Source organism: Rhizobium lusitanum, assembly GCF_014189535.1.
Taxonomy (GTDB): Bacteria; Pseudomonadota; Alphaproteobacteria; order Rhizobiales; family Rhizobiaceae; genus Rhizobium; species Rhizobium lusitanum_C.
Window position 1 is genome coordinate 3,180,872 of record NZ_CP050308.1, and the last position, 14,740, is coordinate 3,195,611.

A 14,740-nucleotide genomic window follows, 5' to 3' on the forward strand; every position below is an offset into this window, starting at 1 on the left:
CCCCTGCCGCGATGACGCCCAAATCCCTCCCGCCAGGCGACCGGCTTCCAAAGCGCTTTTAACTATGTAGCAAGACAAGCATTTGAAACAAGACTAATAGCGAAATATTGCCGCCCATTTCATGCTGCAGCGCGAGATATGCTGTGCATTGCGGCCATTTCCGCAAAATCGCTTGACTCCGAAGCACCCTCAATGGGATGAATGCATAGCCAAAGCGCTTTGAGGAAATGGGCGCATAGCACGCGGGATGTGCTCGGCTCGCAAGATTTGTATTTGGGAGGACAACCACATGAAGAAGTTGTTTTTGATGACCGTTGCCGTTGCCGCGCTGGCAGCCGGAACGGCGATGTCGGCCGATCTGAAATTCCAGCCTGGCCAGGATGCGAAGTTCAACTGGAAGAGCTATGACGACTTCAAGTCCGCCCATGCGGATCTGAAGGGCGAGACGCTGACCATCTTTGGTCCGTGGCGCGGCGAGGACGAGGCGCTCTTCACCAGTGTCCTGAATTACTTCACCGAGGCGACTGGCGCGAATGTCAAATACTCGTCCTCGGAAAACTATGAGCAGCAGATCGTCATCGACACCCAGGCCGGTTCGCCGCCGAATGTCGCGATCCTGCCGCAGCCAGGCCTGCTCGCCAATCTCGCCAGCAAAGGCTATCTCGCGCCGCTCGGCGATGATCTTGCCTCCTGGGTCAAGACGAACTACGGCGCCGGCGACAGCTGGGTCGGTTACGGCACCTACAAGGGCAAGGACGGCAAGGACGCCTTCTACGCCTTCCCGTACAAGGCCGACCTGAAGTCGCTCGTCTGGTACGTGCCGGAAAACTTCGAGGAAGCCGGCTACAAGGTCCCCACCACCATGGAAGACCTGTTCAAGCTCTCCGACCAGATCGTCAAGGACGGCGGCACCCCCTGGTGCATCGGTCTTGGTTCGGGTGGCGCCACCGGCTGGCCGGCGACCGACTGGGTCGAAGACCTGATGCTGCGCACCGTATCGCCGACGGATTATGACGGCTGGGTCGACAACAGCCTGAAGTTCAACGATCCAAAGGTCGTCAATGCTATCGACGAATTCGGCAAGTTCGCCAAGAATGCCAAATATGTGAGCGGTGGCGTCGCTGCTGTCGCTTCAACCGACTTCCGCGACAGCCCGAAGGGCCTCTTTGCGGTTCCGCCGAAGTGCTATCTGCACAAGCAGGCCTCCTTCATCCCGTCCTTCTTCCCGGAGGGTACGAAGCTCGGCCAGGATGCGGACTTCTTCTACTTCCCGCCCTATGCAGCGCATCCCGAACTCGGCAAGCCGGTTCTCGGCGCCGGTACACTGGCGGCGATCACCAAGGACTCGAAGGCCGCCCGTGCCTTCATCCAGTTCCTGCAGACGCCGATCGCCCAGGAAGTCTGGATGGCGCAGTCCGGCTTCCTGACCCCTTATAAGGGCGTCAACACGGCGACCTACGCCAACGATACGATGAAGAAGGAAGGCGAGCTGCTGACGACCGCCACGACCTTCCGCTTCGACGGTTCCGACCTGATGCCGGGCAAGATCGGTGCGGGCGCATTCTGGACTGGCATGGTGGACTTCGTCGGCGGCAAGTCGGCGCAGGACTCGGCCGATGCGATCCAGAAGGCTTGGGACGGCATCAAGTAATCTGACATTGCGGAAAGGCGTCGCCGGTATCTTCCGGCGACGCCGATCTGTTCTGCCGCGGTTGGTGCCTTGGGGAGTGCCGCCGATGTCGGACGGGTGGCTTCGAACAAGAAAAAATCGGGAGGGAAAGATGATTTCGCAGATCCTGTCGGCGGTCGGAGCCATGATATTCGGCGTTGCCGTTTGTGCCGCCTATTTTCTGTTTTCCAACAAGTTGCTGGACGCGATTTTCCCGGCGAAAGAGGGGGGCGACGTTCACCGGGTCGCCGTCAATCTGCGTCGCCGTGGGTTGATCCGTCCCTGGCTTTTCCTCGGGCCTGCACTCTTCCTGCTTGCCGTCTACCTGGTCTATCCGGTGGTCGCGACGCTTATCCTATCTTTCTACGGTCCGGACGGCAGTAAATTCGTTGGTGGCGCCAACTATGTCTGGGCCTTCAACGATACCGAATTCCGCCAGTCGATCTTCAACAATATCCTCTGGCTTGCCGTCGTGCCGGCTGCCTGCACCTTCTTCGGTCTGGTGATCGCCGTCATGACCGACCGCATCTGGTGGGGGAACATCGCCAAGGCGGTCATCTTCATGCCGATGGCGATCTCCTTCGTCGGCGCATCCGTCATCTGGAAATTCATCTACGAATATCGCGGCGGTAGCGACACGCAGATCGGCCTCTTGAACGCGGTCGTGCAGCTTTTCGGCGGCACGCCGGAAGTATGGATCACCATCCCCTTCTGGAACAATTTCTTCCTGATGGTCATGCTGATCTGGATTCAGACCGGTTTCGCCATGGTCATCCTGTCGGCCGCCCTTCGTGGCATTTCGGAGGAAACCATCGAAGCGGCCGTCATCGACGGCGCCAATGGCTGGCAGATCTTCTGGAAGATCATGGTGCCGCAGGTCTGGGGCACGATCGCCACGGTCTGGACCACCATCACCATTCTCGTCCTCAAGGTGTTCGACATCGTGCTGACCATGACCAACGGCCAGTGGAACTCGATGGTCCTGGCAAATCTGATGTTCAACTGGATGTTCCGTGGAGGCGGCGATTCCGGCCGAAGTGCCGTCATCGCACTCGTCATCATGGCTGCCGTGACGCCGATCATGATCTGGAACATCCGTCGTGCAAACGCAGAAACGAAGGGGCGCTGACATGCTGGGAACCCTCCGTCGTATCGGCCCCGCCCGTCTCTTCGTTCACTTCGCTGTTCTGCTCATCGTCATCCTCTGGCTGTTGCCGACGCTCGGCATCTTCGTCACCGCACTCCGTGACAAGGATCAGATCGTCGTTTCCGGCTGGTGGACGGCTTTCTCCGGCTCATCACAGACGGCGGCCGTACGCCTGGCTGGCCCCGACAAGGCAGTGCAGGACGGTCCCAATTATGTCATCGCCGGCACCGTTGCCGGTGAAGGCAACAGCGGTAACGGCAAGATCGAATCCTTCGGTATGCGCGTACAGGAGCCGGCGGCATACAAGGTCGGTTCATCCGCCGATCTCGGCAACGGTGAGACGCTTACCGTCAATGCCGATGGCAGCTATCGCTATCAGAAGAATGCACCCTTCGAGGCGGATGCGCGCAGCAAGCGCATCTATCTGACGATCGCAACCCCACCGCAATTCACCCTGGACAACTATCGCAACGTCCTGACGGGCGAGGGCATCGGTCAGTCCTTCATCAACTCGCTGACGGTCACCATTCCGGCGACGGTCATCCCGATCCTGATCGCGGCTTTCGCGGCCTACGCGCTGGCCTGGATGGAGTTTCCCGGCCGTGCGGTGCTGATCGCGCTTGTGGTCGGTCTCATCGTCGTGCCGTTGCAGATGTCGCTGATCCCGCTGCTGCGCATCTATAACGAGATCGGCCAGATGTTTGGGGTGTCGTCGAAAACCTATCCCGGCATCTGGATGGCGCATACCGCCTTTGGCCTGCCGCTCGCCATCTACCTGTTGCGCAACTACATTGCCGGCCTGCCCAAGGAGATCATCGAATCCGCCCGCGTCGATGGCGCCAGCGACTTCGACATCTTCGTCAAGATCATCCTGCCATTGTCCTTCCCGGCGCTCGCCTCCTTCGCGATCTTCCAGTTCCTCTGGGTCTGGAACGACCTTCTGATCGCCATGGTCTTCCTCGGCACCGACAAGGATCGCCTGGTCCTGACGGCAGCGCTCAACGCGCTGCTCGGCTCGCGCGGTGGCAACTGGGAAATCCTCACGGCCTCGGCCTTCGTTACCATTCTCATCCCGCTCCTCGTCTTCTTCGGTCTGCAGCGCTACCTCGTGCGTGGTCTGCTCTCCGGGTCGGTGAAGGGGGGCTGATCAAAGACCTCAGCTTAAGTATTCATACAGGACCTACACAGAATGAGCATTGCCTCTCAATCGATTGCGACCGTGGACAAGGACTGGTGGCGGGGAGCCGTGATCTATCAGATCTATCCGCGCTCCTATCAGGACTCCAATGGCGATGGCATCGGCGACCTCAAAGGCATTGCCGCCCGTCTGCCGCATGTTGCCGCCCTCGGCGTCGACGCAATCTGGATTTCGCCGTTCTTCACCTCGCCGATGCGCGATTTTGGCTATGACGTCTCCGATTACGAAGATGTCGATCCAATCTTCGGCACGCTCGCCGATTTCGATGTGATGACGAGCGAGGCCCATCGTCTCGGCATCAAGGTGATGATCGATCTGGTGCTGTCGCACAGCTCCGATCGTCATCCCTGGTTTGCCGAAAGCCGCTCGAGCAAGAATAATCCCAAGGCCGACTGGTACGTCTGGACCGATGCCAAGCCGGACGGCACCCCGCCCAACAACTGGCTGTCGATCTTCGGCGGCTCGGCCTGGGCCTGGGATCCGACCCGCATGCAGTACTACCTGCACAACTTCCTGACCTCGCAGCCGGACATGAACCTGCATAATCCTGAAGTGCAGGATCGTCTGCTCAATGTCGTGCGCTTCTGGCTGGATCGCGGCGTCGACGGTTTCCGCCTTGACACCATCAACTTCTATTTCCACGACAGGGAACTGCGCGACAATCCGGCTTTGGAGCCGTCGCGCCGCAATGCCTCGACCGCACCGGCGGTCAATCCCTATAATTTCCAGGAGCATCTCTACGACAAGAACCGTCCGGAGAACCTGGCGTTCCTGAAGCGCTTCCGCGCCGTTCTCGACGAATATCCGGCGATTGCCGCCGTCGGTGAAGTCGGAGACAGCCAGCGCGGTCTCGAGATCGTCGGTGAATATACGGCCGGCGATGACAAGATGCATATGTGCTACGCCTTCGAATTCCTGTCGCCGGATGCATTGTCGCCGGACCGCGTCGAAGAGGTCATGGACGATTTCGGTGCGGCTGCGCCGGACGGTTGGGCATGCTGGGCATTCTCGAACCATGACGTAGTCCGCCATGTCAGCCGCTGGGGCAACTTGGTCGCCGATCGCGAGGCCTTCGCCAAGCAATATGCGGCCCTGCTTTTGACGTTGCGTGGCTCGGTCTGTATCTATCAGGGTGAGGAGCTTGGCTTGACGGAAGCGGAGCTCTCCTATCAGGATCTGCAGGATCCCTACGGCATCCAGTTCTGGCCGGAATTCAAGGGTCGTGATGGCTGCCGCACGCCGATGGTCTGGGACAGCCAGATGGCCCAGGGCGGCTTCTCGACGGTGAAGCCCTGGCTGCCTGTACCGGTGGAACACATTTTGCACGCCGTCAGCGTACAGCAGGGCGACGAGAGTTCGGTGCTGGAGCAGTACCGCCGCTTCCTCGCCTTCCGTAAGCAGTATCCGGCCTTCGCCAAGGGTGAGATCGCTTTCACCGAGCCGCAGGACGACGTGCTGATCTATACGCGCCGCCATGACGACGAGACCATTCTCTGCGTCTTCAACATGAGCGCGACGGAGGCAGTCGCGACCCTGCCCGAGGGGAACTGGCAGGCTCTGACCGGTCACGGTTTTACAAGCAACAACTACGGCAACAAGATCGATATTCCGGCCTGGGGCGCTTATTTCGCGCGTCTGGCCTGAGTACCTGGGAGGAGGGCAGAGATGACGGGACTTGTTCTAAACAACATCCGTAAATCATACGGAAGCGTGCATGTCCTGCACGGCATCGATCTGGAGATCCAGCAAGGCGAGTTCATCGTCTTCGTTGGACCGTCCGGATGTGGCAAATCCACGTTGCTGCGCATGATCGCCGGGCTGGAAAGCATCACCGCCGGTGACATGCTCATCGCGGGACAGAAGGTCAACGAAGTGCCGCCCTCCCGGCGTGGCATCGCCATGGTCTTCCAGTCCTATGCCCTCTATCCGCATATGACGGTCTACGACAACATGGCCTTCGGCATGCGGATTGCCAAGGAGAACAAGAAGGAGATCGACCGCCGTGTTCGTGCTGCTGCGGCGAGCCTCCAGCTCACGCAATATCTCGAGCGCCTTCCAAAGGCGCTTTCGGGCGGCCAGCGCCAGCGCGTTGCTATCGGTCGCGCCATCTGCCGCAACCCGAAGGTCTTCCTCTTCGACGAGCCGTTGTCCAACCTCGACGCGGCATTGCGCGTCGCGACCCGCATCGAGATCGCCAGGCTCAACGAATCCATGCCCGAGACGACGATGATCTACGTCACCCACGACCAGGTCGAAGCCATGACGCTCGCCGACCGCATTGTCGTGCTGTCGGCTGGCCGCGTCGAGCAGGTCGGCGCACCGCTCGAGCTCTATGAGCATCCAGCCAATCTCTTTGTTGCGAAGTTCATCGGCTCTCCGGCCATGAACATCATTCCGGCGACGGTGACCGATACTGGAGAAAAGACGACGGTGACGCTGACGGGTGGCAAGTCAGTGATCCTCGACATCCCGAGCGCGGCCTCCGAGCGCGGCAAGACTGCGAGCTTCGGTGTTCGCCCGGAAGACCTGCGGGTCGCCGCCGACGAGAACTACCTCTTCGAGGGCGAGGTCTCGATCGTTGAAGCGCTCGGCGAAGTCACCCAGCTCTATATCGAGGGCCTGGTGGATGGCGAGCCGATCATCGTCAAGATCCCCGGCATTGCGGACGTCAAGCGCGGGCAGAGAATGCGCTTTGCGGCCGACCGGCAGAAGCTGCATCTCTTCGATGCCGAAGGCCATACCTATAGTAAGCGATAAGGCACCTGGCCAAGGATACGAGTGCGCTAGCCCGATCAAACACATAAAAAAATGCAACTTGGGCTAGCGCTTCCAAACCTTCTGTTAAATACCGGCTGATAGCGTGTGATCCGTAAGATACTCTAGGGATTTACGGCAATGGCAGCTCGCGGCGCAGCGAATTCAGGCCAGCATTTTCTCAACAAGGAAGAGTCCTTCATGTACGACCGCGAGGTGCGGTACAGGATGCAGGACACGATGAACGCGGCGCGGATCGAATACACCCAAAAAGGTGTCATGAATCTGGCCTCACGCCGCTGCGACATCATTCGCATCTCGCAGACCAGCGCGGTGCTGGCGATCCTCACGCAGTTCAATCTGCCGAAGCAATTCTATCTCGACATACCCGATGCCCGCCTCAGCAAGATTGGCTGCGTGCTAATGAAGATCTTTTCCAACAACACGGTGGAAGTCCGCTTCCTGCGGCTGCTGTCGGAGAAGGAAATGAACAAGATCTTCGTCTACAGCACTCATCCGGCGCATCGCGACCGCGTGCTCGATATCCGCGCCTGAGCAAAGTCAGCCAGAGGCGTCCGAGCGGCATTCTGTTGGTCAGATCGCCGCCCGGAATTTCCTGAGCGCGTCCTCGATATAGCCCATCAGCGCGTGTTGGCCATCTTCCTGAAGCCATTTGTCGACGGCAAGGCGAAGGGGGCTCACCGATATCATGGAAACTAGCCGCAATTCGTCGCGGTCCTTGGCTGGAAACAGCTCGCATAGGCTCTCATAGACGGCCTGTTCAAGTCCCAGATAGTTGCCACGCGTGCGGGCACGCAACGCATCGCTTTGTCGCAGCAGCCGTGCGGTTGCGAGGAGCTGGGGTGTCTGGACGCGTGCGACCAACTTCCGCAGTGCCTGATGCACGATCTCCAGCGGTTGCCCGGCCGATGCACTTTCCAGGATCGAGGTCTTGAAGGCCTCTATATAGCCGCGCTGATGCGCGAGAAGAATCTCGTCCTTGCTTTTGAAATAGTAAAAGAAGGTTCGCCGGGAAATGCCGGCCGCAGCCGCGATCTCGTCGAGCGTTGTCTCCTGATAGCCTTTTGCAAGAAAGGATTTCAATCCGGCGTCCGCGATGCGTTGAAACGTCAATCGCCGTTTTTGCTCGCGCAGGCCTTCCGGTTTTGAGGGGGCGTCATGCATTGAAATATTTTGTCATAAGTTGCCGCAACACACAAACCTGCCAGGAATTGCTCCCGGCTTTTTGCCACCTCCATTCCCGGTGAAAGAATTCGTCTGTCTCGCTCGATGGTTGCCGCAAAGTCGCCAACATTAATTTTTACACTTAGTGTAATAATTAATGTTAACTCGAGATGCCCGAAGCGGGCAGAGGAGAACCGGTACGCCATGCCAGTCAGCCCGATTTCCAATTGCGATACGACCGCAGTGCATGGTCCCATCCGCTCCAAGGCACGACGAGCGGGTCAGCTTGCTGTCTGGCCGACAGTTGCATCTTTCAGCCTGCTGGTCGCCGGCTGTGCGTCGGCACCTTTGGATCGTGCGGGATCCCTGCGATCCTATGATGGACTGAAACAGTCGGACGGGATGGTGACCCGCTCTCTTCTCAAGGTGAACAAGGATGATGTTCTTGCGGCGAAGACCGTGAAGATCATTCCGACCGCTTTTTCGATGCGGGCCGAAAGTGCCACGTTCACGCCTGCGCAGCGAAACCTCGTTACCAATGCCGTTGATAGAACGCTTTGCTCGGGGCTGAGCGAGCGCTTCGTCATCGTCGGCCTGTCGGAACCGGCGGATTTGACCGTTCGCGCGGTGGTCACGCAGGTCAAGCCCACAAACACGACGGCGGTCGGGGCGTCAAAAGTCGCGTCGGTGGCCAAAAGCGTACTGCTGCCGGGTATCCCCGTGCCTGTTCCACGCATCCCGATCGGAATGGGCAGCCTGTCTCTCGAGGCCGAGGCGATCGACGGTCAGGGTACGCAGAAGGCGGTGATGATCTGGGCGCGCGGCGCGAGTGCTTTCCTCGACTCCGGGACGGTCGCCAAGGAGGGAGATGCCTATAGTCTTGCTGTGAAGTTCGGCAGCGATTTCAGCAGGCTGCTCGTCAAGGGCAAAACACCGTTCGGAACGATGCCCTCCCCTTCCGTCCAAGGCGAAATGGAACGCTCTCGTCGGACGCGGGCCGAAATACGAAGCCTGCAAAGCCTATGGCAAATCGCCGGGCGTTGTCGGTTTCATCGGAGAGCGTATGGGACTTCCACCCAAATGGACCGACAAAACCGCGCCGAACGCCCTGTAAGTGTCTTACCCGCTCTCAGGCGATTTCGCTTGAAAGCGGGATGCTTTAGTGATGGAACAGCACGCTGGCGCCCTGATCGGCCGGGCCGGCGGCGCGGCGGAAGGGGGCGAAGAGCTCGCGGCCCATGCCGAACTCGTTCTCGGAGAGATCAGCGACAACAGGTTGGCGTTCGGCCATTGTGGCGGCGTCGACCAGCACTTCCAGCGTGCCGGCAATCGCGTCGATCCGGATGATGTCACCCTCCATGATGCGGGCGATCGGGCCGCCGTCGATGGCTTCCGGGGTGACGTGGATCGCGGCCGGAACCTTGCCCGAGGCGCCGGACATCCGTCCGTCGGTCAGAAGCGCCACGCGGAAGCCGCGATCCTGCAGCACGCCGAGCGCCGGGGTCAGCTTGTGCAGCTCCGGCATGCCGTTCGCCTTCGGTCCCTGGAAACGAACGACGGCGACGAAATCGCGGTTGAGTTTACCGTCCTTGAATGCCTGCTGCATTTCCAGCTGGTCATGGAAGATGACGGCCGGGGCTTCGACGATATGGCGCTCCTGCTTGACGGCGGAGATCTTGATGACCGCCTTGCCGATATTGCCGCGCAGCATCTTCAACCCGCCATTGCTCTGGAACGGCGCGTCGATGGTCGAAAGCACCTTCGGGTCGCCGCTTTTTTCAGGTGCCGGTTCGCGGACAACGCTGCCATCGGCGCCGATCTTCACCTCGATCGAATAGGCGGCAAGCCCCTGGCCGGCGACGGTGCGAACGTCGTCGTGCAGCATCCCCTTTTTCAGAAGCTCCTTGATCAGGAAGCCCATGCCGCCGGCGGCATGGAAATGGTTCACGTCAGCAAGACCGTTCGGATAGACGCGGGCCAGCAGCGGAATGATATCCGACAGCTCGGAAATATCCTGCCAGGTAAGGGCGATGCCGGCTGCGCGCGCCATGGCGACGAGGTGCATCGTGTGGTTGGTCGAGCCGCCGGTCGCATGCAGGCCGACGACGCCGTTGACGATCGAGCGCTCGTCGATCATCTCGCCGGCGGGCGTGTATTCGTTGCCCATGGCGGTGATGGCAAGCGCCCGCTTCGTGGCCTCGCGGGTCAGTGCTTCGCGCAGTGGGGTGCCGGGATTGACGAAGGAGGCACCGGGCATATGGAAGCCCATGATCTCCATCAGCATCTGGTTGGAATTGGCCGTGCCGTAGAAGGTACAGGTACCGGGGCCGTGATAGGACTTCGATTCCGCTTCCAGCAGCTCGGCGCGGCCGACCTTGCCCTCGGCGAAGAGCTGGCGCACGCGCGACTTCTCGTCGTTTGGCAGGCCCGTGGTCATCGGTCCCGCCGGAATGAAGACGGCCGGCAGATGGCCGAAGGAGAGGGCGGCGATGAAAAGGCCCGGCACGATCTTGTCGCAGACGCCGAGGAAGACGGCCGCGTCGAACATATTGTGCGACAGGCCGACACCGGCAGACATGGCGATAAGATCGCGCGAGAATAGCGACAGCTCCATGCCCGGCTGACCCTGGGTGACGCCATCGCACATGGCCGGCACGCCGCCAGCGACCTGGGCGATGCCACCGGCTTGCGCAGCGGCCTCGCGGATGATCGCGGGATAGGTCTCGAAGGGCTGATGCGCCGAGAGCATGTCGTTATAGGAGGTGATGATCCCGAGATTGGGCACGCGGTCGCCCGCCAGCGCATCCTTCTCGGAGGGGGAACAGACGGCGAAGCCATGGGCAAGGTTGGCGCAGCCGAGAATGGAGCGTTGCGCGCCCTTGGTCGCGGCGTTGCGCAGGCGAGCCAGATAGAGCTCGCGCGTTGGTTTCGAACGTTCGACGATACGTGCGGTAATCGCGGATATGCGGGCGTCAGCGGCCATGGTCGATCTGCCTCCGGCTGTTCTTGCGCTTGGTCCCGAAAGATCACCGTCGATCTTGTCTAGGAAAGGATCAGGCGCAGGCTTGAAATGTCACTGCTATGCCGGCACGCCCTTTCGGGCGCGTGGCGCAGCAGCCGTTGCTGTGTCTTTCAGGGTCCGATGACGACCGTTCGGCCGTGTCAGGGAGCCCAGTAAATCTCGACCGGAGAAGCAGCCCGGCGCAATATGGCGCGGATCGGCATTTCGGTCTCTTCTCCCGGTGCCTCGGCCTTGGCGAGAACGTCCTTCTTGCCCTCTCCCTCGATATGGAGCACCAGCAATCGGGCATCCTGAAGGCTGGAGAAGGTAAAGGTCAGCCGGGGTTCGCCGGCCCCCTCGGCTTCCATCGTGATGATGCCGCGCGGGGTCTTCGGATCAAGCGCCGTCGCAAGATTGCTGCCGCCTGGAAAGAACGAGGCCGTGTGGCCGTCATTGCCCATGCCGAGGATGGCGACATCGAAGGGATGGCCGACCGCCTTGGTCTCTTGCGTAGCGATGACGGCGGCTTCCTCAGCGGAAGCCGCGGCCTGGTAGAGCGGAAGGAACTGCGCAGAGGCGGCCTTGTCCTTCAGCAGGTTTTCCTGGACGAGCAAGTGGTTCGAGCGTGGATTGTCCGATGGCACGAACCGTTCATCGACGAGGGTGATCGTTACCTTGCCCCAGTCGAGCGGACGCGATGACAGCGTCTGGAAGAAGGCCTTCGGCGTCGAGCCGCCGGAGACCGCGATGCTTGCGGAGCCGCGGGCGGTAATGGCGGCCGAGAGAACCTCGACCACCTTGTCCGCGAGCTTGCCGGCGAGTTCGGCGCCATTGGCGAAAGCATGCATATTCGCTGTCATCGTCACCGTCCTAGATATCGTCATGCCAGGTGCGGCCGTCGCGCTCGATCAGGGCGATGGCCTGGCTCGGCCCCCCAGGTGCCCGCGGTATAGCCCTGCACCTGCTGGCCGGCTTCTTCCCAACCCTTGAGGATCGGGTCGACCCAATCCCATGCGGCTTCGACTTCGTCGCGGCGCATGAACAGCGTCTGGTTCGAGCGGATGACGTCCATCAGCAGGCGTTCATAGGCGTCCGGATTGCGGACGTTGAAGGCAGAGGCGAAGCTCATGTCGAGCGAGACGTTGCGCAGGCGCATTCCGCCCGGACCCGGATCCTTGATCATCAGCGACTGCTTGACGCCTTCGTCCGGCTGCAGGCGGATGATCAGCTGGTTGGCGACGGTGCGGCCGGCGGCCTGATCGAAAATATTGTGCGGGATCGGCTTGAAGGTGATGACGATCTCCGACATGCGGCCGGCAAGACGCTTGCCGGTGCGGATGTAGAAGGGAACGCCAGCCCAGCGCCAATTGCCGATCTCGGCCTTGATGGCGACGAAGGTTTCGATGTTGGAAACGCCGCCTTCGAGTTCATCGAGGTATCCCTTGACCGGGCCACCCGCGGATGCGCCGGCACGGTACTGGCCGCGAACCGTCGCCTGCTCGACGTTAGAGGCGTTGATCGGCTTTAGCGCGCGCAGCACCTTCAGCTTCTCGTCGCGAACGGCTTCGGAATCCATCGAGGAGGGGATTTCCATCGCGGTCAGGCAAAGGAGCTGCAGGATGTGGTTCTGTACCATGTCGCGCAGCGCGCCAGCGGTGTCGTAGTAACCGGCACGGCCTTCCAGGCCGACCGATTCCGCAACCGTGATCTGGACGTGGTCGATGTGATTGGCGTTCCACAGCGGCTCGTAGAGGGCATTGGCGAAGCGCAGCGCCATCAGGTTCTGCACCGTCTCCTTGCCGAGATAGTGGTCGATGCGGAAGATCTGTTCTTCCTTGAAGACCTTGCCGATCGTGTCGTTGAGCTGCAGGGCCGAAGCGAGATCGCGACCGATCGGCTTTTCGACGACAATGCGGGTCGACTTGGTGATCAGCTTGTGGTCGTGGATCTTCTGCGAGATGTCGCCGAAAATGCCGGGAGCGACGGCGAGATAGAAGGCGCGCACGCGGTCCTTGCCCTCGTCGAGGATCTTCTTCAGCTGATCCCAGCCGGCATCGCTGCGGGCATCGACCGGAACATAGAACAGGCGGGCGAGGAACTTCTTGACCTCAGCCTCGTCATATTCGCCCTTCTTCAGGTGTTCCTTAAGGGCGGCGTCGGCGAATTTGCGGTATTCTTCGTGCGAGAGCGCGCTACGCGATGCGCCGATAATACGGGTCGGTTCGGTGAACTGGCCTTCGATCTGGCGATGATAAAGAGCGGGCAGGAGCTTGCGCTCGGCAAGGTCGCCGCTGCCGCCGAAAACGACATAGTCAAAAGGTTCAACGGGAATGATTTGGCTGCTCATGAGGTATCTCTCAATCGGTCTTGGTTGAGGCCCCTTTTAATCTAATCGATTTAAAAAGGCCAGTGTGCATCGCAAAATTCAGACTCGGTTTTTAGAGCGGATTGCCGAAAGAGGAAATCCATTCCGTATCTAAAACCTGTCGCGCAACGCAAACCACGAGAGCGCCAGGAACAGCAGAGGCGCCCGCATACGGGCACCACCGGGAAACGGCGGGATGTTCAGCGCCCTGAAAAGCGCCAGATCGTCAGCGTTCCCGAGGACCGTTTTCGCATAGAGTTTACCGCAATAGTTTGACAGCATGACGCCATGTCCGGAATAGCCGCCGATGGAGGTCACGCCCGGCATCACGTCGCGCACGAAAGGCTGGCGCGGCATGGTGATGCCGACCGATCCGCCCCAGGCATGGGTGATGTCGATCTTGTCGAGCGCCGGATAGATTTCGGCGATCTGACGGCGGATATGCTCCGTTATGTCGCGCGGGTTGTCGGCCGTATAGGCCTCGCGACCGCCGAACAGCAGCCGTCCGTCCTTCGACTTGCGGAAATAACGCACCACAAACCGCGAATCCGCCACCGCCTCGCCACCGGCCAACACATCGGGAAATTTGTCGAGCGGTTCGGTGGCGCCAATGAAGGAGCGGATCGGCATGACGTGGCTTGCCGTCACCGGCTCCAGATTGCCGATATAGCCGTTGCAGGCGATCAGCACGCGATCGGCGGTGATCACGCCGCTCTCGGTCTCGATCAGCGTCCTGCCGCCGGATTGACGCAGAGCCTTTGCCGGCGTCATTTCGAACAGCGAAGCGCCGGCCGCAGCAGCTACTCGCGCGAGGCCAATGAGCAGCTTCAGCGGGTGGATATGGCCGGTGCCGATGTCTCTCACGCCATAGAGATAGCGCTTCGAGCCCAGCCGCTCCTGGGTCTCGGCCGTGTCCATGAAGCTCACATGCGGATAGCCGTAGCGCGTCGCGGCGATCTCGGCGTTTTCCATATAGGCGCGCTTGTAGCTCGGCTTATGCGTGACATTCATCTGGCCGGGCATGAAGTCGATGTCGATGCCGTGTTCGGCGGCGAAATCGAGCAGATGCCGCTTGGCATCCTCGGCAAGATCGAACAGCGCCTTCGAGCGCTCATAGCCGATCTTTTCTTCCAGTTCCTCCGGCCACCAGCGCTGGCCGGTGCCGAGCTGGCCGCCATTGCGCCCGGAGGCGCCGTCGCCGAAGCGGTTGGCGTCGATCAGCACGACATCGACACCGCCCTTGGCGAGATTATAGGCGGCTTGCAGGCCGGTATAGCCGCCGCCGATAATGGCGACGTCGGCGCGGCGCGAGCCGTCGAGCTTCGGATAGGTCGGGCGAGGCCCGAGGGTTGCCTGATACCAGGAAAGTCCCGGCGCGATCGGGCTCTGCCACGCGTCTTGCGATGTCATGGATGGCCCTT

General features: G+C 60.6%; 11 protein-coding genes and 2 pseudogenes. 7 read left to right on the forward strand and 6 right to left on the reverse strand.

Annotation, left to right across the window (positions count from 1 at the left end):
* Nucleotides 1–289 precede the first annotated feature (289 nt).
* From HB780_RS29075 to HB780_RS29100, 6 genes are all read left to right on the forward strand, one after another.
* Entirely contained in the window at nucleotides 290–1,651 is a 1,362-nt protein-coding gene (locus HB780_RS29075; RefSeq protein ID WP_183691409.1) for an ABC transporter substrate-binding protein, read from the forward strand.
* 130 nt (nucleotides 1,652–1,781) lie between these two features.
* On the forward strand, nucleotides 1,782–2,798 hold the full coding sequence (locus HB780_RS29080; protein WP_183691411.1) for a carbohydrate ABC transporter permease: 1,017 nt from the start codon (nucleotides 1,782–1,784) through the stop codon (nucleotides 2,796–2,798).
* A gap of 1 nt (nucleotide 2,799) precedes the next feature.
* A complete protein-coding gene (locus tag HB780_RS29085; RefSeq protein WP_183691413.1) occupies nucleotides 2,800–3,963 on the forward strand; it encodes a carbohydrate ABC transporter permease in 1,164 nt (387 codons plus the stop codon).
* A 42-nt stretch (nucleotides 3,964–4,005) separates the two neighbouring features.
* Entirely contained in the window at nucleotides 4,006–5,658 is a 1,653-nt protein-coding gene (locus HB780_RS29090) for a beta-galactosidase BglA (RefSeq protein WP_183691415.1), read from the forward strand.
* A gap of 21 nt (nucleotides 5,659–5,679) precedes the next feature.
* Entirely contained in the window at nucleotides 5,680–6,771 is a 1,092-nt protein-coding gene (locus HB780_RS29095) for an ABC transporter ATP-binding protein (protein ID WP_183691417.1), read from the forward strand.
* Nucleotides 6,772–6,969: 198 nt separating this feature from the next.
* Nucleotides 6,970–7,323 (forward strand): hypothetical protein, encoded by a 354-nt coding sequence (locus tag HB780_RS29100; RefSeq protein WP_183697592.1) that lies wholly within the window; start codon nucleotides 6,970–6,972, stop codon nucleotides 7,321–7,323.
* A 39-nt stretch (nucleotides 7,324–7,362) separates the two neighbouring features.
* On the opposite strand, the gene HB780_RS29105 is transcribed toward HB780_RS29100, so the two are convergent.
* Nucleotides 7,363–7,872: a TetR/AcrR family transcriptional regulator gene (locus tag HB780_RS29105; protein WP_286203086.1), complete on the reverse strand. Its 510-nt coding sequence runs from the start codon at nucleotides 7,870–7,872 to the stop codon at nucleotides 7,363–7,365.
* Between the two features lie 26 nt (nucleotides 7,873–7,898).
* Nucleotides 7,899–8,159, reverse strand: coding sequence for a hypothetical protein (locus HB780_RS29110; RefSeq protein ID WP_183697693.1), 261 nt, complete (start codon nucleotides 8,157–8,159; stop codon nucleotides 7,899–7,901).
* Between the two features lie 196 nt (nucleotides 8,160–8,355).
* On the opposite strand from HB780_RS29110, the pseudogene HB780_RS33265 reads away from it, so the two are divergent.
* A pseudogene (locus HB780_RS33265) lies at nucleotides 8,356–8,796 on the forward strand (DUF3313 domain-containing protein); the annotation flags it as partial.
* A 316-nt stretch (nucleotides 8,797–9,112) separates the two neighbouring features.
* Here the strand turns inward: HB780_RS33265 and edd are convergent.
* The 4 genes and pseudogenes from edd to HB780_RS29135 form a co-directional block, all read right to left on the reverse strand.
* Complete coding sequence (gene edd / locus HB780_RS29120; protein WP_183691421.1) at nucleotides 9,113–10,936, reverse strand: phosphogluconate dehydratase; 1,824 nt, start codon at nucleotides 10,934–10,936, stop codon at nucleotides 9,113–9,115.
* 179 nt (nucleotides 10,937–11,115) lie between these two features.
* The gene (gene pgl / locus HB780_RS29125; protein ID WP_183691422.1) at nucleotides 11,116–11,814 is read right to left on the reverse strand and encodes a 6-phosphogluconolactonase; all 699 of its coding nucleotides are present in this window, start codon (nucleotides 11,812–11,814) and stop codon (nucleotides 11,116–11,118) included.
* 10 nt (nucleotides 11,815–11,824) lie between these two features.
* Nucleotides 11,825–13,301 (reverse strand): annotated as a pseudogene (zwf, locus tag HB780_RS29130) (glucose-6-phosphate dehydrogenase).
* Nucleotides 13,302–13,430: 129 nt separating this feature from the next.
* Nucleotides 13,431–14,729 carry an NAD(P)/FAD-dependent oxidoreductase gene (locus tag HB780_RS29135; protein WP_183691425.1) on the reverse strand — a complete coding sequence of 433 codons (1,299 nt, stop codon included), beginning with the start codon at nucleotides 14,727–14,729 and terminating at the stop codon, nucleotides 13,431–13,433.
* Nucleotides 14,730–14,740 lie beyond the last annotated feature (11 nt).